Here is a 19,805-nt window from a genome sequence, read left to right on the forward strand (position 1 = left end):
GTCTCCGCGCATGTTGAGGGGAAGGGCGCGTGCCGTGCGCATCCCGCACGTCGCGCGCCCCGCATGCCTGCACTGCGGATCTCCCCCTCCCAACCAGCGTCCATCACAGGCTTACTTTCAATCAACGCGACGCCGTTGGCATATCGGCCAACCTGTGATCGCAGCTGCAATGTGAAAGCAGGCAGGCGTTACGGGATGGATCGAACGTAGCGGTATCCATAGCTGTTGCTAAGCGGAAGATGCCGGTCCGTCCACATGAAGAGCGCGCGCCGCTATAGCAGGGATTTTCATTGAGAGCTACGGAATTTTCTTCTCGATATCACGTCAACAGTCGTCATCCACTCTTGCAGAAGTCACAACAAAACGAGCATCGCATCACGCATTAAAGAAAGTAAACGCCGAGTGAAATTTTGTACGGATGCTATGCATGGATTGATTTATTTCCGACATTTCACTTGTGCTCGAATAAGTTCTGGTTTACTAAAGTCACATTAAGTGGGATGCGGCTCGGTAGGTTGTTCCGAGGTATCCATCGGTTGTCGTCGTGGCAATGCAAGACGTATAGCTGGATGCCCGCCCTTTCTGGTGGGATTCGTTCATCGGACTTGGGGACGTCGCCATGGCTGATTCGAAGCCTCATCGTTTGTCTTCCTGTATCGCCTTGCTACTGCGCTACGGGCATGTCGGCGCTATCGGCGGCTTGGGATACGCGGCCGCGTTTTCCGCATACGCGGGCTGCGACGCAACGCTGCCGGTCTCGGGACAGACCGTGACCTGCGACACCGGCATTCCCAATCCGCAGACGACCGGCGTGCAGGCGGTGGCGGGCAGCACCGGCGTCACCGTCAACATCGTCGACGGCGCGATTCTGCAAATCGCTGCGGGCGCAGGCGTGCAGGTGCGCGACCAGAGCCAGGTGAACAACGACGGCAGTATCGGTTTGAGCGCCGCCGACACGTTCGATGCCGTCTTCGCCGAAGGCAGCGGCAATACCGTCGCCAATACCGGCGCCATCGTCACCGCCGGCGGCGCGTCGGACGGCCTCCAGACCAACGGCAGCAATAACGCGATCACCAACGGCGTCGACGGCAGCATCGTCACCACAGGCGCCAACGCCAACGGCATGTACTCGCTCAACGGCAGCGGCAACGTGCTGACTAATAGCGGGACGATCAACGTCAGCGGAGCCGGTTCGTCCGGCGTCCGCATCGACGGCGCTGCCGGCGCCAGCAACACCGTCGTCAACAACGGCCTCATCGCCAGCCAGACCGGTAACGGCGTACTTTTCGGCGGCAGCGCGAACGGCACCCTGATCAATCGCGGCGCCATCACCGGCCAGACGACCGGAGTCGTCTTCGGCGCCGGCAACGATCGCCTGGAAATGCTGGACGGCCAGATCAACGGAACGGTCGCACAGGGCGCGGGCAACGATACCGTCATAGCGACTGGCGGACGTCTGGATGCAGTGAACCAGGGCGATGGCCTGGACCGCTTCGAGATCGGCGCGAACGGCCTGGTTACTGGCACGGTGCAGCAGGGCAGCGGCGTCGACGATTTCCTGATGACCGGCGGCCAGATCGGAGCGCTGCTGCAGGGCGACAATCTGGACACTTTCGCCATGAGCGGCGGACGCATCGTCGGCGCGTTCGAAGACGGCGATCGCGCGACGATGACCGGCGGCCGCATCGGCCGGGTGGACATGAAGCTGGACGACAACCTCTTCGACATGTCCGGCGGCACCATCGACGGCAATCTGGTCACCGGTTTCGGCAACGACACCATCCGCCTTTCCAACGGCTACATCGGCGGCAACATCAGCGTCAGCGGCGGCAACGACAACGTGACCGTCACCGGCGGCACGGTGCGCGGCGAAGTGCGCATCAGCGCGGGCAACGATACTTTCACCTGGGACGGCGGCGGCGTCATCTACGGCGCGATCGAACTGGGCGAAGGCACGGATACCGCTACGCTGCGCAGCTTGAACCAGTCCCATCTTGGCGCGACACCGTCGCTCAGCGGCGGCAACGGCGTGGACAGCCTGACCTTCGACAACGTCACCACCGGCGGTGTGGTGCGCTTCGGCAACTGGGAAACCATCAATGCACGCAACGATACCGAACTGACCTTCGACGGTAATCTGGTATTGGGCGACGCGGCCAGCGGTACCGGCACGCTCGACGTCGATGCCAGCAGCACGTTGTTCGCTGGCAACGGTGCCAATGCGTCCCTCCTGGCCTTCAATACCGGGCAGTTGGCCAGCGTTTTCAATGCAGGCCGCATCGATTTGACCAATGGCGCGGCCAGCGCTGCCGATACCTTCACCATCGTGGGAAATTATGTCGGCGACAACGCGGCGTTGTTCCTGCAGACGCAATTGGGCGACGACAGTTCGCCCTCCGACAAGCTGATCATTTCCGGCGGCACCGCCAGCGGCACCACCGGCCTGGACATCATCAACCTCAACGGCAGCGGCGGCTCGACCCTGCTCGACGGCATCATGGTGATCCAGGCCATCAACGGCGCCAGTTCCAGCAACAGCGCGTTCGCGCTGATGGGACCGGTGGCCGCGGGCGCTTTCGAGTATTTCCTGTTCAAAGGGGGCGTTTCCGACGGCACGTCGGAAAACTGGTACTTGCGCTCGACGCTGGTGGCGCCGCCGGCCTCGCCACCGCCAACGCCCGCACCGGCACCCGATCCGCTGGAACCGGCACCTCCTCCGGTGCCGCCCGCGCCACCGGAGCCGCCTGCGCCGCCGCCGCCCGCATTGCCGCCGCCACCTCCACCGGAGGCGCCGGACAATCCGGATCCGGAAGTGCCGCCTGTGCCACCGCCGGTTCCACCCGCACCGCCGCCGCCTGCCGAGCCACCGGCACCGCCGCCGTCGCTTCCGCCGGTACCCGAGGATCCCGCGCCGGTGCCGACTCCAAGTCCGGAGCCGTCACCGTTGCCGCCTACACCGCCGACACCGGGCGCCACGCCGGCGACAGGCACGATCATTCCGCTTTACCGCGTGGAAACGCCGACCTATGCGGTGGTGCCACCCATCGTCCACCAATTGGCGTTGGCAACCTTGGGTACCTTCCACGAGCGCCAAGGCGAACAGACGTTGCTGCACGGCGAAGGCGCAGTGCGTTCGGCCTGGGGCCGCGTCATCGGCCAGAACACCGAACAGAGCTGGACGGGCACGGTGGCGCCGACCTTCGATGGAACGCTGTGGGGCGCGCAGGCAGGGCTGGACCTCTTCGCCCGCGAAACCGAGGGCGGACGACGCGACCACTTCGGCCTGTTCGTGGGACGCACGCGCGCCGACGGCGACGTGCGCGGTTTCGCTTTGGGCTGGAACAACCTGACGGTGGGCGAGACGCGTCTGGACGACACGCATCTGGGCCTGTACTGGTCGCGCATCGGAGCCAGCGGCGCGTACCTGGACGCGGTGATCGTGGCCAGTCGCTACGACGGCGAGGCGAACTCGTCGCGTGGCCTCGGCATCGATCTCGACGGCGATGGCGCGACGGCTTCGGTGGAGATCGGTTATCCGCTGCGCTGGGGCGAGGATTCGCGCTGGTCGCTGGAGCCGCAGGCGCAATTGGTATGGCAGCGCACCTCCTTCGACGATCAACAGGACGAGTTCGCCAGCGTCGCTTTCGATTCCGACAATGCGCTGACCGGACGCGTCGGCCTGCGCTTGTCCGCCGATTACCAGACCTCGGCAGGTCTGCTGCAGCCCTATCTGAAGCTCAATTACTGGCATGGCTTCGACGGCGAGGACCGCGTACGTTTCAACACCGATGCGATCAGCACGCAGCAGGCTTTCGATGCGGTGGAGCTGGGCGCCGGCGTGGCTGCAAGGTTCAACGCGCATACCAGCGTTTATGTGGTGCTGGATTACACCGCCGACGCGGACGATGAGGGCAGGGACCGCAAGACCGTCGAAGGCAATGTCGGCCTGCGCATCACCTGGTGATCGCGCGCTCGTCCGGGCGCGCCGACGTTCGCTCAGCCGCTTGCCGCGAGGTGGCGGGCGACATAGCGCGAAAGCAACGCCATGGTGAATAAGACCGCCGATGCGGCCGGCGCCACGGTCCGTACGTGGTTCCACAGCGTCCACTCGCGCAAATATCTCGACCACAATGCATGCGCTTCAGGCGCACCGGGTTGGGCGACGGCCAGCAGATCGTTGAGCGGAACATTGCGAGCCATGGTCACGCCGATACAGCCGAGAAGATAGAGCAGACTGGCAGCAACGATCAGTGCGCTGCCTGGCTGCTCCCATGGGAAAAACGCCATGCCAGTCAGCGCCAGGCACAACAGCGCCGTGCCGAAGAAAGCCAGCATGAATCCCGGATTGATCACGGTGACGTTGATGGACTGCATGGCGGCGATGCCTTGGGCGGGAGGAATGCGGCCGAGTGCGGCCATGACGAAGGAAGAAAAGGCGAAGAAGATTCCCGCAACCACGCCGCAGCCGATGGCGGCTATGAAGGTCAAGACAAGAATAATCTGCTGAATCATCGCGAGCTCCCTGGATGTCGTCGATAAGCGGCTTCCATCAAGGCACGCTCCGCGTTAATCGGACGTCCACATGGACCGCAGAATTGAAGCGGACAGAAGCAGTCGCGATCATTCCTCCAGCCCACGGCGAAAACGCGATAAGGCCGTTGCGATATCGTCCGCGTCGATCACCCCATAACCGAAAGCCAGCGCGGGTCGGTCCGGAGGCGCCAGCGAATATTCGGCGATCGATTGCGCGCCAGGAACATGCCGACGCGCCTGCGTGAATATTTTCGCGGCCAGTTCCGGCGCGCGGATGCGGGCGGCGAGATGGAGCCCGGCTTCGGAGGGGATCGGCTCCAGCCAGGCGCCCAGTTGCCGCCGCAGGCCGTCGAGCAACGCCTCGCGACGTGTCGCGTAGATCGGCCGCATCCGCCGCACATGGCGCGCCAGATGTCCCTCGCGGATGAAGGCTGCCAACACGGACTGGGTGATCGTGTCGCAATGCGAATCGGCGCAGTGCTTGACCGCGATGAGCGCATCGCGCGCCCACGGCGGCGCCACCACGAAGCCCTTGCGCAAGGACGGGAACAGGCTCTTGGAGAATGTGCCGATATAGAACACCAGATCGTCGCGGTCCAGCGTCTGCAATGCATCCAGCGGCCGCCCGCCGAAGCGGAACTCGCCGTCGTAGTCGTCCTCGAGGATCACCGCGCCGCGGCTGCGGGCGAATTCCAGCAGGGCGGTGCGCCGCCGCAGCGACAACGCTACGCCGGTCGGCGACTGATGCGAGGGCGTGACGCTGACCACGCGCACATCGTCCGGCAGTCGATCGACACAAAGACCTTCGTCATCGACCGCTATCGGCACCAATTGCGCGCCGGCCGCGGCGAAGGCAGCGCGCACCGGCGGATAGCCCGGTTCTTCCACCGCCACCCGGGTCCGGCCAGGATCCACCAGCATCCGCGCGAGCAGATCGAAGGCCTGTTGCGCGCCGGAAGTCACGATCACATCGTCGCTGGAGCAGGCCACCGCGCGCGCGAACGCGACATGCCGGGCGATGGCCTCGCGCAGAGCGGGAATGCCCTCCGAAGGCGGGTAACTGAAACCCGCTCTGGACCACGCGCGCAGCGATTGCGCGGACAGGCGCCGCCAGATGTCGTGAGGAAAGTGGCGGTGGTCGGGTATGCCCAGGCGGAAACTGCGCTCGGGCAAATCGCGCGCCGGCGACGGACGCAGGAACGGTGCGCGCCATAGCGGATTGAGCCGCGGATCCTCCAGCGGTTGCAACGAGGGCGATGGTTTGGAGGAACGTCGCGACGCAAGATCGGCAACCAAAGCCTTCGCGCCCTTGCGCGGGATCGCATAGCCCTCGGCGATCAGCAGGTCGTAGGCGGTGATCACCGTATTGCGCGCCACACCGAGCGCGGTGGCTACTTGCCGCGTGGCCGGCAGCGGCGAGCCCGCGGCCAGGCGACCGTCGAGAATCGCAGAGCGCAGCTGCTGGTGCAGATCCTGGGCCAGCGTGCCCAGTCCGCGGGCAGGGGGCAGGTAGGCGAAGGGGAATACTGGTTCCATAAACTTTCAATAAACTGGACTAATTTAGGTTCCAGATTACTCCTAAGGTAAGGCTCCAGGAAGGCCGCTGCCCAAGCCTTCAAACCCCCAGGAAATTCTGGAAACCAAGAGGTCCCTGCCGTGCCCATGTTCATCTGTGAGACCTGCGGCACCCAATACGCCGAGACAACCCAGCCGCCCCCGCACTGCCCGGTATGCGAGGACGAACGCCAGTACGTCGGCTGGAAAGGACAGACCTGGACCACCCATGAAGCCTTGGCCGATGAATATCGGCTGCGCTTGGAGAATGACGACGGCCTGCTGGGTATCGGCCTTGCACCGGACTTCGCTATCCCGCAGCGGGCGATCCTGTTACCCACCGACGCGGGCAACCTGCTTTGGGAGTGCGTCAGCCTGGTGACCGATGAGGCGGTCGCTGCCTTGAACGCGCGCGGCGGCGTGGACCGGATCGTCATCTCCCATCCGCATTTCTATTCGTCCATGGTGGAGTGGAGCGAAGCGCTGGGCGGCGTACCGATCCTGTTGCATGAAGCGGACAAGGAATGGGTGCAAAGGTCGTCGCCGAAGATCGAATACTGGAGCGGCGACGAACGCAAACTGTCCGACGCGGTCACGTTGATCCGCTGCGGCGGGCATTTCCCCGGCAGTACGGCTCTCCACTGGAGGGACGGTCCCCGCGCTGGCGGCGCGTTATTCCCTGGCGACGCGTTGCAGGTCGTGCTCGACCGGCGCCACGTGACTTTCATGTACAGCTATCCCAACTACATACCGATGAAGCCCAGCGACGTGAGCGGCATGCGCTCGCGTCTGAATGGATACGAGTTCGAGGATGTATTCGGCTACACCTGGGGACGCAACATCGTCGGCAACGCGCGTGCGGCCGTGGACGCCTCCTTCGACCGCTATCTGACCGCCGTTTCCCGCTGACCGAAGCGGGAATGAGATCGGCTGCGGCATCGCAGCCGGCCCCGACAACCGAAGGAGTCTTTCCATGCCTACCGCATTCGATGTCCTGACCGATTATCTGCCCGCGCGGTTCAGCACCACCGCCGACTTGCCCTGGATACCCTCGGCGACCCCGGGCAAGTCCTCCAAGCCATTGCGTTTCCTCGCCGACGACCGCGGCTTCGTCGAACTTCTGCGTATGGAACCGGGCGTGGTGATGCCGCTGCATCGGCACACCGGCGAGATCCACGCCTACAACCTCGCAGGCAGCCGCAAGCTGTGCACGGGCGAAGTCATCGGTCCGGGCGACTACGTCTACGAACCGCCGGGCAACACCGATTGGTGGAAGATCGTCGGCGACGAAACCATGGTCGCGCTGGTGATCGTCATGGGTACGGTCGAATTCGTCGGTCCGGGCGGCAGCGTGCGGGCGCGCGCTTCGGCGAGTACGCAACTGGCGGAATACGAGCGCCACTGCCGCGAGCACGGTCTGCCGGTGCATGACCTGGTGGAGCGATGAAGCATTGCAGGGCGAATTGACTGGCCCGCCGTTCCGTCCACGACATCGCCAGTGATCTAGGCCCAATGTCGGGTCGAGGCCCCTTAAGGGATCGGCTTGCGCAGCCAGCGCTTGAGGCGCCGATACACGGTCTCGCTGCCCAGCAGTTCCAAGTGGTTGATGCCGTATCCCACCCATTGCCGGCTCTTGGGAATGCGGAGATCGAAATCGCGATCCTTGTGTTGTCCCAATCCGCTGGCGATGGGCACCAGTCCATCGCCGCGCAGCGAATCGGTGCCTCCGTCTTTTCTTTTGTTCTGCGTGGACGCCACCATCGCATAGGCCTGCACCTGTTTCGGTAACGGCATCGGCGTACGTCCATCGGCGAGACCATCGCCATCGCCGTCCTGCCAGTCGCTGTCGCGCAGATTGCCGTGGCGCAGGTCCTGGATGCCGGCGCTGCGGATCTTCCCCAGACGTACGAACGGCGCGCTGTAGGGGCTGATGCCGATCAGCATATCGACCCAGCTTCCGGCGCGTTCCAGCGGTGCGCCATGATGCGGAGTGCCGAGGAAAATAATGCGTATCGGTAGCTTCGACCATGCCAGTCCGGTGGCGAAAGCCTCGTCCAGGGCGCTGCGCGCAACCAGTCCGCCCATGCTGTGGCAGAGCAACGCGATTTCCTCCAGCGGCACCGGCCATGCCCGCGCCAGTTCTTCCAACAGAGCGGCCAGATCCTGGCCGTTGCTTGAGATGTGTCGGCCGGTGTTGTAGTGCAGATACACCGGCGTGTAGCCGAGATCGCGCTGCAAGGCCTGGCCATGATCGTGGCCTGCGTAGTTCCATTGCAGATCGTTCATGCATAGCCCGTGCACCAGCACCAGCAGTTTTCCGGTCGCATCCGGGAGACACGTGCCGAGTTCCTTGCCGAGCAGCGGCAGCGGCCGCCCCTGCCGACGGAATCGCATCGGTATCGCCAGCGGGTTCCCGCTTGTTTCCAGATGATCGCCGACCACGCCGTTCATCGCGGCCACGACCGCTTCGCGTTGCGGCGAAACAGCACCGCCACCCAGCAATGGCGCCAGAGCCGACAGCGAGTTCTCCACGCCCGTGCCGACCAGACGGGTCACGCCGCGCACGCTGCGATAGACGAAACCGGTCAGGCCCGTGGTAACGACTGGTGCGGGCTTGCCGACGATGGCGGGCAGGTGGGTGACTGCGGCATGCATCGCTTCGACCAGATCGGTGGCTCCGGCGACGCCATCGATCGCCAGGCGGCCGAGTCCGCGCAGGTCGTCGGCATTGCGCAGAGTTGTTGTCATGCGTCGGCCCTGAGCGGATTCCTGGGCCGACTATGGCAGCAAATGTCAGCGCTCGCGACGGGTCAGCATGCGGTCCACGGATCCACGGCGCTGCCATTCCGGTATCGGCGATTGCGGCGTCGACGAACTATTCTCCGACGCTTGTCCGGCGACGCTGGATGCCGTGGGAGGAACGGGAGCCAGCGTCGCCGCCTCATCGATCTTGGGAGTGAGGTCGGTACCTTGCACGATGCCCAGCGGCGAATAGCCGGCGTAGCCCGGAAAGATGGTGCTGAGGTTGGGGTTGGCCATGCGCCGGATCATGATTTCGGAAACCACGCGACGGTAATCTGTGGTCACCGGCACGTCGCCGAAAGTGGGGGAGAGCGTTTCCGGATTGAGGCCGGGCCAGGTGCCGTAGAACCGGCGTCCGTTCACCGCGCCGCCCAGCACCAGCATCGGATTGCCATAGCCATGATCGGTGCCGCCGTTGGCGTTGGCGCGCACGCGGCGGCCGAATTCCGACTGCACGATCACGGTGACCCGCGACATCTGCCCGGTGCTATTGAGCTCGCTATAGAACGCGGCGAGCGCGGCGGACAGTTCGTTGATCTTGTTCTGGTAGTAGTGGTAGCCGCTGCCTGCGGTGCCCTGACCCTCATGCGTGTCCCAGCCGCCCAGATCCAGCGTGGCGTAGCGCAGGCCCAGGTTGAAGCGGATGCTCTGGGCGATGGTCCACAGTTGCTCGGCGAAGTTGCCGGTGGGCCAGGTGGCGGGCAGGGAAGCGAAGGATTGTTGGCCGATGGTCTTCAAGGCCAGGTCCGCACGACGGCCATTGATCTCCATACCGGTCTGGCCGGTCCACAGATCGGCCAGGGTTTCGTTCATGCCGCGAAGTCCGGCCGGCGAGTCGGCGCGTATCTTCTGCCAGGCCCAGGCGCCGGCATTGAGCTGGAAATCGGAAGGATTGCTCATGGTCAGCGAATCGGTGGCGCCCATCAGCCCCGCGGGTTGCGTGCCGGAAACGCCCAGTGCGGGCATGGTGGCCGCCGGCGTATTGGTGGGGCGACTCTGCCACGCACGCGTCATCCAGCCGCTAGGTGAACCGTATTTGCCTGGCGTACCGAGGTCGATGTACAGCTGCGCGTCGAAGTGGCTGCGAGTGACCGTGGTGGCCATACCGCAGGCGTGCACGATGGCCATCCGGCCGTCGTTCCACAGATCGCGCAGACCGGTGGCGGAAGGATGCAAACCGAAGCCGGTCGCCGCGCCGGTGCTCAACGTCAACGGCAGCGCGCCATAGGTGCCGGTGGCGTCTATCTTCAGACTGGGCCGCGCTTCCTCGTAGAAGGTGCGGTCCACGCCATCGACCGGGATCACCAGGTTCAAGCCGTCCATGCCGCCGCGCAGGAACAGATGCACCACCGTGTCGTACGCGTTGGCTGCGGCGAAGGCATCGTCGGCGTACATCAGCGAGCTGCCCACGCCGCCGACCACGGCGACGCTGCAGCAGCCCTTGACGAATTCACGGCGGGTGAGGGTGTAGTCGCTCATGTGGAGTGTCCTCAGCGGCTCAGGAATTCGGGGGAGAGCAGGATCAACGACACCATGCTGCGCAGGCGTTGCTGGTTGTAGTGCTTTTTCAGATCCGTGCCGGCCCAGGCGTCGGTGTCGGCGATCACATCGCTGGCGGGATTGCCGTTCTGGGCCATGAATTTCACCAGCACCTGCCGCCGCGCTGCCGGCAGCGCGTAGCCCAACAGACGGACGGACCAGAAATCGACCAGATTGTTGGCGGTCCAACTGGCCACATTGGCGCGGGTCGTCGCCAGGATCGGGCTCAGCGGCACGCTGGCGTCGTTGGCTTCGGTCAGCCAGTTGATCAGCTTCCAAGTCATCGCATAGGAATTGGAACCCGACCAGGCGACTGCGGTATCCGGATAACCGTTGGGCGCCGGCCAGCTGTAGGCGACGTTGCCGGTAAAGCCAGCGCGCCACATGAACTCGTTGCTCTTGTCGTGATCCAGCCGCAAGGTCCAGTCCTGGCCAAGCGCGCGCATCGCCGCCACCGTGGCTTCGAACGGACGCCGGTTCTTCTGTCCCCAGCTGTTGATCATGTCGTCCGAAGTCAGGATGTGGCGCAAGGTGATTTCGATCTGTTTGGGGTTCTGCCAGTTGGCGCGGAAGATCGCTGCGGCGCTGTCGATCAGTTTCTGCGAAGGGGTGTCGTTGATGAAGCGGCGGATCAGTTTTTTGCAGATGAACTTGGCCACGCGCGGATGGCTGGCCAGACGGTTCAGCACGTCCTGCCCGTCCTTGAGCGCGGGTTGCTCGGGATAGACCATCATGCCGAGCAGGAATTTCGGCCCCGCATCGTGCCAGGATTGGCGATAGACGAAGGTGCCGTCGTTCTCGGTGGGGAATTGCCAATGCCCGTTCTTGGCCGACCAGCCGGTGAACGCGGCCGAGGTCTCGTACACATCGATGTCGGTGTAGCCGATCGGATAGGCGGGATCTTCCGGGCACGGCGGCACCTGGAACGGATCCATGAAGCCCAGGTAGTTCTCGGCGCCCAGCGTATGCAGTTCCAACAGCTCGCGCGCGTAGTTCTCGTTGGGCCCAGAACGCGAGTTGTTGAGGTTGTCCAGGAAATAGAGCATCGAGGTGCTCTTGGCCACCGCTTCCAGCATGGTGCGGAAATTGCCGGTGGCGTTGGCGCGGATCACGTCGCGATCGTAGTGCACGAATACAGGGCCGACGCTGAAATCGGTGCCCATCACGTTGAAGTGGGCATGCCAGAAATTGACCAGCACTTCGCGCAGCTGGCGACGGGAGTAGGTCGCGCGCACATACGAAGCGCGCTGCACTTCCCAGGCCGGACGCATACGCACCTCGTGGACCGGGTCGGGTACGACGTGGTCGGCCCACAGCTGTTGCAGGCTCTTACCCAGGGTGGTGTAGCCGTTGCTGGACAGACGCTGGTCGACCGCAGCGTCGCTGATATTGCCCCAGTCCAGTTGCCAATCCACCCAGTTGGCCAGGCGCTGCGCGTCGGTGCTGCCCAGCGCATTGAATTCGGCGATCGTCGTCGGGGTGGCGCCGTAGCTCATGTTGTTGAGCACGCGCACCGCGAACGGCGGCTTGGCCAAGGTCATCAGCCTGGGTGCCGACATATTGGACATGGTCCGCGCCGAAGTCGTTTGCGCGGGCGGCGCACCTTCGGCCGGAAGCGATTTGTCGGCCAGCGGGACCTTCTGGCCTTTATAGCCGTACAGCTTGCTATGCCGCGCCTTCACCTGCGCAAGCTGGCGCATGGATGCGCTTTGCATCGGCGCGTAATTACGCGGCGCCGTTCCGGCCGGCTCGTCGAGCACGGCCCTGTACGACCCATTGCGGGCCCGCGCGCCGATGCGCGCATAAGAAATGCGTTTCGCCATCCCCATTCCCCGAACTTATAGGCAGGTGGAAAGTATCAGGGCAGGCGGCGCAGGCGACTGCGACGCAGCGCACAGCCCCAAACAACGGGGGAAACAGGCTCAAAAACGGGCTCAGACCAAGCCGGTGGCGTAGTACATGCCGATGACGAAGAACACCGCCAGGGTCTTGATCAGCGTGATGGCGAATATGTCCTTGTAGGATTGCCGATGTGTCAGCCCGGTGACGGCGAGCAGGGTGATCACCGCACCGTTGTGGGGCAAGGTATCCATGCCGCCGGAGGCCATGGACGCCACCCGGTGCAGCACGTCCATCGGGATGCCCGCGGCGTTGGCATTGGCGATGAAACTCTCGGCCATGGCCGCCAGCGCGATGCTCATGCCGCCCGAGGCCGAGCCGGTGATGCCGGCCAGCGCGGTAACCGAAACCGCTTCGTTCACCAGCGGATTGGGGATGGCTTTCAGCGTGTTGGCCACGACCAGGAAACCCGGCAACGCGGCGATGACGGCGCCGAAGCCGTACTCGGATGCCGTGTTCATCGAAGCCAGCAAAGCACCGCCGATGGCCGATTTGGTGCCTTCGGCGAAACTCGCCAGCACCGGTTTCCAGGCGAAGGCGATGACCGCGACGATGCCTACCAGCAGGGCGCCTTGTACCGCCCAGATCGCGGCGACCTTGGCGACTTCTTGCACCACGGGCGCCGGGTTGCCGATCACCGCGGGCACGAAGGATTGGCTTTCGCCGTAGAAGCCGGGGATCAGTTTGGTGAATGCGAAATTGGACGCGCCCACCAAGACCAGCGGCAGGATGGCGATCAAGGGATGGGCGAGTTTGTCGCCGCGGAAGATTTCGGGTTCGTTGCGCAGCTCGCTGCCGTAGCCTTCGCCTGCGCGGAACGCCACCCGCCGCCGCCATTCCAGATAGGTCATGCCCAGGATCAGGATGAACACGCCGCCCAGGGTGCCCAGCACCGGCGCGGCCCAGCTGGTGGTGCCGAAGAAAGACGTAGGGATGATGTTCTGGATCTGCGGCGTGCCGGGCAGCGCATCCATGGTGAAGGTGAACGCGCCCAGGGCGATGGTGCCCGGTACCAGACGCTTGGGGATGTCGCTCTGGCGAAAAAGCTCCGCGGCGAAGGGATAGACGGCGAACACCACCACGAACAGCGAAACTCCGCCATAGGTCAGCAGCGCGCAGACCAGCACGATGGACAGCATGGCGCGTTGCGCGCCGACTACCTTGATGGTGGCGGCCACGATCGATTTCGAGAAGCCGGAGATCTCGATCAGCTTGCCGAAAACAGCTCCCAGCAAGAAGACGGGGAAGTACAGCTTCAGGAAGCCCACCATCTTGTCCATGAACAGGCCGGTGAACATCGGTGCGACCAGCGAAGGATCGGTCAGCAGCACCGCGCCCAGCGCCGCGATCGGCGCGAACAGGATCACGCTGTAGCCACGGTAGGCCACGAACATCAGAAAGCACAACGCGGCCAGCACGATCAGGAACGACATCCCCACTCCTCGAAAGCAAGCCGGCGTCCGGCGCATACCGGATCGGCAAGTGGACGCGAGTATCCGCAGCTATGCCGCGCGCCCCCACTGTACGAAGGTACAAGTGTTGCGGGGACGCCCGAGTCTCTAGCCTTGCCTGCGAATCGGCCGCATCGGCCCGCCACGTCGTACCCGGGAGAGGGGAATCACATGAAGCGTAAACATCTGAGTCTGGCCATAGGCTGCATCTTGCTGGCGCCAGCGGCATGGGCGCAGGAAGCGCCGCCAGCCGCTGAAGCCAGCAGCGATGCCACCACGCTGGACAAGATCACCGTGACCGCGCGTAAGCGCGAAGAGACCCTGCAAGAAGTGCCGGTCGCAGTGACCGCTTTCACCCCCGAGGTGCTGGACAAACTCAACATCAAGGACATCGGCGACCTGGATGCGCAGGTCCCCAACCTGACCATCTATGCCGCACGCGGTTCCAGCAGCACCGCCACCGCATACATCCGCGGCGTGGGCCAGGCCGACCCGCTGTGGGGCGTGGATCCGGGCGTAGGCATCTACCTGGACGATGTGTACATCGCCCGTCCGCAGGGTGCGTTGCTGGATGTGTTCGACGTCGGCCGCATCGAAGTGTTGCGCGGTCCGCAGGGCACGCTGTACGGCAAGAACACCATCGGCGGCGCGATCAAGTACATCTCGCGCGGCCTGCCGACCGAGACCGAGGGTTTCGCCCAGATCAGCGTCGGTAACTACAACCAGCTGGACGCCAAGGCGGCCATCGGTGGTTCCATCGGCGGTCCCGACAGCGGCCTGCGCGCGCGCGTGGCCGTGGCAAGCATGAATCGCGACGGCTACGGTGAGAACCGGTTCAGCGGTCAGGAAGTGAGCGACAAGGAAATCAATTCGGCGCGCTTCCAACTGGGTGCGTATGCCGGAGACGATTTCGACGTGCAGTTCGCGGTGGACTGGATGGACGACCAATCCGGCGTGCGCGGCGCGAAGATGCTGGCGCCTAACCCGCTGGCGCCGGCCTATCCGCCGCTGGACGATCCTTACGATATCCGCAGCGGCATGAGGAACATCAACGACACGGTGATGAAGGGCGCATCGGCCACGGTCAACTGGCGGCCCAATGAAGACTGGTCCTTCAAATACGTGGTCGCCAAGCGCGAGTCCGATACCGAGACCAACATCGACTTCGACACCACTCCGCTGACCTTGGTGGACGTACGCGCGTTCTATTCCGACAGTCAGGTCAGCCACGAATTGCAAGCCAACTACGACGGCGGCGGCCGCGCTCGCGGCGTAATGGGCTTGTATGCGTTCGATGGCGATGCCGGCGGCCAGGTGCTGAACCACTTCTTCAATCCACTCGGCCCGATCACCCTGACCAATCCGCTGTACGGCGACACCCAGGGCGTGGTCAACACCAGCAGCGTCGCTTTGTATGCGGATTGGACCTTCGACCTGACCAACAAATTGAAACTCGATGTGGGCGTGCGCTACACCGACGAGGACAAGCACGCCATCGCTTTGAACCGCTTCTATACCGACCTGACCTACAGTACGGTCTGGGGCACGGCGGCCAATTTCGACAAGACGGTCAACTTCAAGAACGTTTCGCCTAAGGTCTCGCTGGATTACCAGATCACTCCGGACATCATGGTCTACGGCCTGGCCTCGCGCGGCTTCAAGTCCGGCGGCTACAACATCCGCGCCAACACCACCGCGGTGCCGCGCTCGGGCGAGCCGTTCGACGACGAGCAGGTGGACAGCTACGAGATAGGCAGCAAGATGGCGTTCTTCGACCAGCGCTTGTTCTTGAACCTGGCTGCATTCCACAACGTGTACAAAGACATCCAGCTGTCCGTGTTCACCTCCTATACGTTGCCCAACGGCAGCCAGAGCTTCTTCGGCGACTTCACCAACGCCGGCAAAGGCACAGTCAATGGCTTCGAGCTGGAATACCAGTGGCTGCCGACCGAGCACTGGTTGATCAGCGGAAATCTCGCTTGGCTGGATGCGAAGTACGACGAGTTCATCACCTCCGGCGTCAACGTGGCCGCTAACCAGCGCTTCACCAACGCGCCGGAATTCTCGGGCGCGCTCAACGTGGAATACCGTACCGATCTGGCCAACGGCGGCAATTTGTCCGCACGGGTGGGTTATTCGTATCAGAGCGAAGTCTGGCCGACCACCGACCTCAGCCCCGCGATCCGGCAGGATGGCTATGGCTTGCTCGGCGCGGGCGTGACCTGGAAAGTCAACGATGCCTGGCAGCTCTCGCTGCAGGGCAGCAATCTGGCCGACGAGGAATACCGCACCACCGGCTACAACATCGCCGCCTATGGCGTGCTGACCGGTTTCTACGGTCCGCCGCGCCAGTACACGCTGACCGCTCGCTACGATTTCTGATCGGCGGATTCCGGTCGCGACTCCATCCTGGGGGAAGGGAAGCACAACGGCGGGCGAAAGCCCGCCGTTGCTGCGTTATGCTGGTTCGCAGAGCGTGTCGGAAGAGAGCCGGCCAGAATGAGAACTGGCCAGGATGAGAGCTGGCCAGAACCGGGGAATTGAGTTGCGTTTCGAGCGAGACCGCGCGTGCTGAGTTTCTGGGTGGTGGCGCTGGCCAGCCTGGCCTGGCTGGGCCTGATGTTCGGCACGGCGCTGTACGGCGAGCGCCACCCTGCGTTGTTCGCACGCCACTGGCGGCACGTGTATTCGCTGTCGCTTGCCGTGCACTGCACTTCCTGGACGTTCTACGGCACGGTCACCCAGGCCGCCCGTTACGGCTGGCCGCTGCCGCCGACCTTCCTGGGCGCGATCCTGTTCTACGGGCTTGCGGTGGCTTTCATGATCCGGTTGGTGAAGCTGGCGCGCGAGACCAACGCCACTTCGCTCGCGGACCTGATCGCCACGCGCCTGGGCAAGGATGCGTGGTTGGCGGCCACCGTGACCCTGATCGCGGCGCTGGGTCTCATTCCCTACATAGCGCTGCAGCTCAAGGCCATCGCCATGAGTTTCGCCACCTTGACCGTGGATGCCGGCGATGCTGCGGCGGTGGCGCCGATCTGGCGCGACAGCGCGCTTTACGTAGCCCTGGCGATGGCCTTGTTCGCCATGCTGTTCGGCACGCGCCGCGCCAGCGCCGCCGAACACAATCGCGGCCTGGTACTGGCGATGGCCTTCGAGTCGTTGTTCAAGCTGGTGGCGATGCTGGCGCTGGGCGCCTTCGTGTGGTTCGGCTTGAAGGCCATGCCTGCCGCGGCATTGCAGATCACGCCATCGGAGCCGGTGGGCGGGTTCGCTCCATTGGTGCTGTTGGGCGCGCTGGCGATGTTCATCCTCCCGCACCAGTTCCACGTGGGCGTGGTGGAGTGCCGCGACGATCGCGATGTGCGCACCGCGCGCTGGCAGTTCCCGCTGTATCTGATCCTGATCGCGTTGCCGGCCTTGCCGCTGGCGCGCGCGGGCACCGTGCTGCTGGGCAACAGCGTGCCATCGGACATGTATGCGCTGGCGTTGCCGTTCTCGCAGGGCCATGAAGGCGTGGCGCTGTTCGCCTTCCTGGGTGGATTGAGCGCCGCCACCGGCATGGTCGTGGTCAGCACGCTGACGCTCAGCCTGATGATCGGCAACCACTGGTTCGCGCCGGGTTTGCTGCGTGGTGCGTGGTCGCGCGGCAAGGGTGGGGATCGCCGTGGCGACCTGCTGTTGCTGCGTCGCGGCGGCATCCTGGTCATCATGTTGCTGGCCTGGGCTTACAGCCGTTTCAACAGCGGCAACGACGCGCTGGCCGATATCGGCGCGGTTTCGTTCTCGGCGCTGGGTACGTTGGCGCCGGCCCTGGGTTTCGCCGTCTGGCGGCCGCAAACGCCACCGCGCGCGGCCATCATCGGCATCATCGCCGGTTTCGCGGCGTGGGCATGGGTGATGCTGATGCCGATGATGGCGGCGTTCTCGGGCAACGAACCGGCATGGATGCAGTCCGGACCTTTCGGACAGGCCTGGCTGTCGCCGCAGGGACTGTTCGGGCTGACCGGATGGAGTCCGTTGGGCCGCGCGGTGGGAGTGAGCTTGTTTGCCGGCATCGCCGCCACTTTGCTCGCGACGGCCTGGCGGCGGGAAACGCCGCACCAGTACGGTCGCAGCCTGGACCGGCAGGCACTGCGCGACGCGGGTCTGCGGTTCCTGGCGCGCGAACGCGTCGAGCAGCTTTTGCAAGGCGCGCCCGCGCAGGGACCGGTGCCCGCGTTGACCGAATCGCGGATGGAACGCGAACTCTCCGCCGTGCTCGGTTCGGCGTCGGCACGGTTGCTATTGAATGCCGCGCGCCGCGAAAGCGGGGAATTGGATGCGGTGGCCGCCATCGTCGGCGAAGTTTCCCAGGACCTGCGTTTCAACCAGCAGGTGCTGGAGGCCGCATTGCAGAACATGAGCCAGGGCATCAGCGTGGTCGACCGCGAGCAACGGTTGGTGGCATGGAATCGGCGCTACGTGGAGCTGTTCGGTTTTCCGGAAGAACTGCTGCAGGTAGGCCGCCCCATCGCCGACCTCACGCGCTGGGCCTTGCAGCGCATGCCGCATCGCGGTTCGGACGAGGGCGCGCTGCAGCGGCGCATCGCTTTCATGCGTGCCGGTACCGCGCATCTGACCGAGCGCGTGTTCCCGGACGGAAGCATCGTGGAGATCCGCGGCAATCCGATGCCGGGCGGCGGCTTCGTCGCCACCTATACCGATGTCACCGCCTCGCGCCAGGCGGAACGCAGTCTGAAACAGGCCAACGAAACCCTGGAGCAGCGCGTCATCGACCGTACGGCCTTGCTGGAAACCGCCAAGCGCGAGGCCGAGCACGCCAACGACGCGAAAAGCCGCTTCCTGACCGCGATCGGCCACGACCTGTTGCAGCCTTTGCACGCCGCGCACCTGTTCACCGACGCGCTTTCGCAACAGCTTCCCGAGAGTAGCCAGCGCGAATCGGTGCAGCAGATCCGCGGCGCTCTCGATTCCACTACCGACCTGCTGACCGGGTTGTTGGACATGTCGCGACTGGAGGCGGGCGGACTGGTGCCGGAGCCGCGCGATTTCCCCTTGGCGGAAGTGCTGGAGCCGCTGGTGTCCGAATTCCGCGCGCTGGCGGGAGAGCGCGGCCTCTCGTTTTCGCATGTCTCCACGCGCGCATGGGTGCACACCGACCCGCAACTGCTGAGGCGGATACTGCAGAACTTCCTCGCCAATGCGGTTCGCTATACGCAGGCCGGTGGAGTCCTGTTCGGCGTGCGCCGGGTCAAGGATGGCATCCGTATCGAAGTGCACGACACGGGGCCGGGTATCGAGCTTTCCGATCAGCGGATGATCTTCGAGGAATTCCGGCGCGGCGAGGGAGTGAGTGGGCAGGGCCTTGGTCTGGGCCTCTCGATCGCCGACCGCATTGCACGCCTGCTCGACGCTCCGCTGACGTTGCGCAGCCGGCTGGGATGCGGCGCAAGTTTCGCGGTGACCTTGCCGAAAGTGGAATCGCTGGCCGCTGGGCAAGGCTTGGTAAGCCGATCAGGACTGGCCGGCCGCCACGTGCTCGCGCTGGACAACGACGCCGCGGCGGTCGAAGGTCTGCGCCAAGTGTTGTCGGCATGGGGCTGCACGGTGCACGTGGCCGCCGACGGCGCGCAGGCCGCAGCGATCATGCAGGAGCGTCGAATCGATCTGTGGCTATTCGACTTCCACCTGGATCATGGCGATACCGGACTGGCGGTGGCGCAGAGGTTGAGCGAACGCCATGGCGCAAGTCCGTGCCTGATCCTCAGTGCCGACCAGACCCAGGCAGTGCGCGAGGCGGTGCACGAAGCCGGTGTGCTGCTGCTGGCCAAGCCGGTGCGCCCACTGGCCCTGAAATCCGTCCTGGACCGCATGGTCACCAGCAGCGCCGTAGGAACCGCGTAGGAGCTGCGTAGGAGCGACGTGAGTCGCAAAAGGGGAAAAACGCGAAGAATTCCTTCGCGACTCACGTCGCTCCTACGACTGCTGATCGCATCGTTTTACAATGCGCCTCTTTCGCAACGC

Annotated in this window: 11 protein-coding genes; 5 read left to right on the top strand and 6 right to left on the bottom strand. The window is 64.4% G+C overall.

The features are described from left to right. Nucleotides 1-619: 619 nt before the first annotated feature. Nucleotides 620-3,964, top strand: a complete 3,345-nt coding sequence (locus J2W94_RS03540; RefSeq protein WP_310090313.1) for an autotransporter outer membrane beta-barrel domain-containing protein — start codon at nucleotides 620-622, stop codon at nucleotides 3,962-3,964. Nucleotides 3,965-3,996: 32 nt separating this feature from the next. On the opposite strand, the gene J2W94_RS03545 is transcribed toward J2W94_RS03540, so the two are convergent. Together J2W94_RS03545 and J2W94_RS03550 are read right to left on the bottom strand one after the other, a co-directional pair. After that, nucleotides 3,997-4,512, bottom strand: a complete 516-nt coding sequence (locus J2W94_RS03545) for a DUF1772 domain-containing protein (protein WP_310090314.1) — start codon at nucleotides 4,510-4,512, stop codon at nucleotides 3,997-3,999. A 108-nt stretch (nucleotides 4,513-4,620) separates the two neighbouring features. After that, nucleotides 4,621-6,069, bottom strand: a complete 1,449-nt coding sequence (locus J2W94_RS03550; protein WP_310090315.1) for a PLP-dependent aminotransferase family protein — start codon at nucleotides 6,067-6,069, stop codon at nucleotides 4,621-4,623. A gap of 126 nt (nucleotides 6,070-6,195) precedes the next feature. Between J2W94_RS03550 and J2W94_RS03555 the strand changes: the two genes are divergently transcribed. Together J2W94_RS03555 and J2W94_RS03560 are read left to right on the top strand one after the other, a co-directional pair. Further along, a complete protein-coding gene (locus J2W94_RS03555) occupies nucleotides 6,196-6,996 on the top strand; it encodes an MBL fold metallo-hydrolase (protein WP_310090316.1) in 801 nt (266 codons plus the stop codon). A 64-nt stretch (nucleotides 6,997-7,060) separates the two neighbouring features. Further along, on the top strand, nucleotides 7,061-7,534 hold the full coding sequence (locus J2W94_RS03560; RefSeq protein ID WP_310090317.1) for a cupin domain-containing protein: 474 nt from the start codon (nucleotides 7,061-7,063) through the stop codon (nucleotides 7,532-7,534). A gap of 83 nt (nucleotides 7,535-7,617) precedes the next feature. Here J2W94_RS03560 and J2W94_RS03565 read toward each other — a convergent pair whose 3' ends face one another. The 4 genes from J2W94_RS03565 to J2W94_RS03580 form a co-directional block, all read right to left on the bottom strand. Next, on the bottom strand, nucleotides 7,618-8,835 hold the full coding sequence (locus J2W94_RS03565) for an esterase/lipase family protein (RefSeq protein WP_310090318.1): 1,218 nt from the start codon (nucleotides 8,833-8,835) through the stop codon (nucleotides 7,618-7,620). Nucleotides 8,836-8,880: 45 nt separating this feature from the next. After that, complete coding sequence (locus J2W94_RS03570) at nucleotides 8,881-10,368, bottom strand: DUF1501 domain-containing protein (RefSeq protein ID WP_310090319.1); 1,488 nt, start codon at nucleotides 10,366-10,368, stop codon at nucleotides 8,881-8,883. An 11-nt stretch (nucleotides 10,369-10,379) separates the two neighbouring features. Next, complete coding sequence (locus J2W94_RS03575) at nucleotides 10,380-12,251, bottom strand: DUF1800 domain-containing protein (protein WP_310090320.1); 1,872 nt, start codon at nucleotides 12,249-12,251, stop codon at nucleotides 10,380-10,382. A gap of 111 nt (nucleotides 12,252-12,362) precedes the next feature. Beyond that, on the bottom strand, nucleotides 12,363-13,760 hold the full coding sequence (locus J2W94_RS03580) for a GntP family permease (protein ID WP_310090321.1): 1,398 nt from the start codon (nucleotides 13,758-13,760) through the stop codon (nucleotides 12,363-12,365). A gap of 189 nt (nucleotides 13,761-13,949) precedes the next feature. Here J2W94_RS03580 and J2W94_RS03585 point away from each other — a divergent pair, with 189 nt between their 5' ends. Then, nucleotides 13,950-16,160: a TonB-dependent receptor gene (locus J2W94_RS03585; RefSeq protein WP_310090322.1), complete on the top strand. Its 2,211-nt coding sequence runs from the start codon at nucleotides 13,950-13,952 to the stop codon at nucleotides 16,158-16,160. 186 nt (nucleotides 16,161-16,346) lie between these two features. Then, nucleotides 16,347-19,685 (top strand): hybrid sensor histidine kinase/response regulator, encoded by a 3,339-nt coding sequence (locus J2W94_RS03590; protein WP_310090323.1) that lies wholly within the window; start codon nucleotides 16,347-16,349, stop codon nucleotides 19,683-19,685. The last annotated feature ends 120 nt before the right edge of the window (nucleotides 19,686-19,805 follow it).

The organism is Pseudoxanthomonas sacheonensis (genome assembly GCF_031455975.1).
Lineage (GTDB): Bacteria > Pseudomonadota > Gammaproteobacteria > Xanthomonadales > Xanthomonadaceae > Pseudoxanthomonas_A > Pseudoxanthomonas_A sacheonensis_A.

Excerpts from the sequence above, each read along its gene's own strand:
- J2W94_RS03545 (WP_310090314.1), bottom strand. The coding sequence starts at position 4,512 with ATGATTCAGCAGATTATTCTTGTCTTGACCTTCATAGCCGCCATCGGC.
- J2W94_RS03580 (WP_310090321.1), bottom strand. The coding sequence starts at position 13,760 with ATGTCGTTCCTGATCGTGCTGGCCGCGTTGTGCTTTCTGATGTTCGTG.
- J2W94_RS03570 (WP_310090319.1), bottom strand. The coding sequence starts at position 10,368 with ATGAGCGACTACACCCTCACCCGCCGTGAATTCGTCAAGGGCTGCTGC.
- J2W94_RS03575 (WP_310090320.1), bottom strand. The coding sequence starts at position 12,251 with ATGGCGAAACGCATTTCTTATGCGCGCATCGGCGCGCGGGCCCGCAAT.
- J2W94_RS03560 (WP_310090317.1), top strand. The coding sequence starts at position 7,061 with ATGCCTACCGCATTCGATGTCCTGACCGATTATCTGCCCGCGCGGTTC.
- J2W94_RS03540 (WP_310090313.1), top strand. The coding sequence starts at position 620 with ATGGCTGATTCGAAGCCTCATCGTTTGTCTTCCTGTATCGCCTTGCTA.
- J2W94_RS03550 (WP_310090315.1), bottom strand. The coding sequence starts at position 6,069 with ATGGAACCAGTATTCCCCTTCGCCTACCTGCCCCCTGCCCGCGGACTG.
- J2W94_RS03585 (WP_310090322.1), top strand. The coding sequence starts at position 13,950 with ATGAAGCGTAAACATCTGAGTCTGGCCATAGGCTGCATCTTGCTGGCG.
- J2W94_RS03555 (WP_310090316.1), top strand. The coding sequence starts at position 6,196 with ATGTTCATCTGTGAGACCTGCGGCACCCAATACGCCGAGACAACCCAG.
- J2W94_RS03565 (WP_310090318.1), bottom strand. The coding sequence starts at position 8,835 with ATGACAACAACTCTGCGCAATGCCGACGACCTGCGCGGACTCGGCCGC.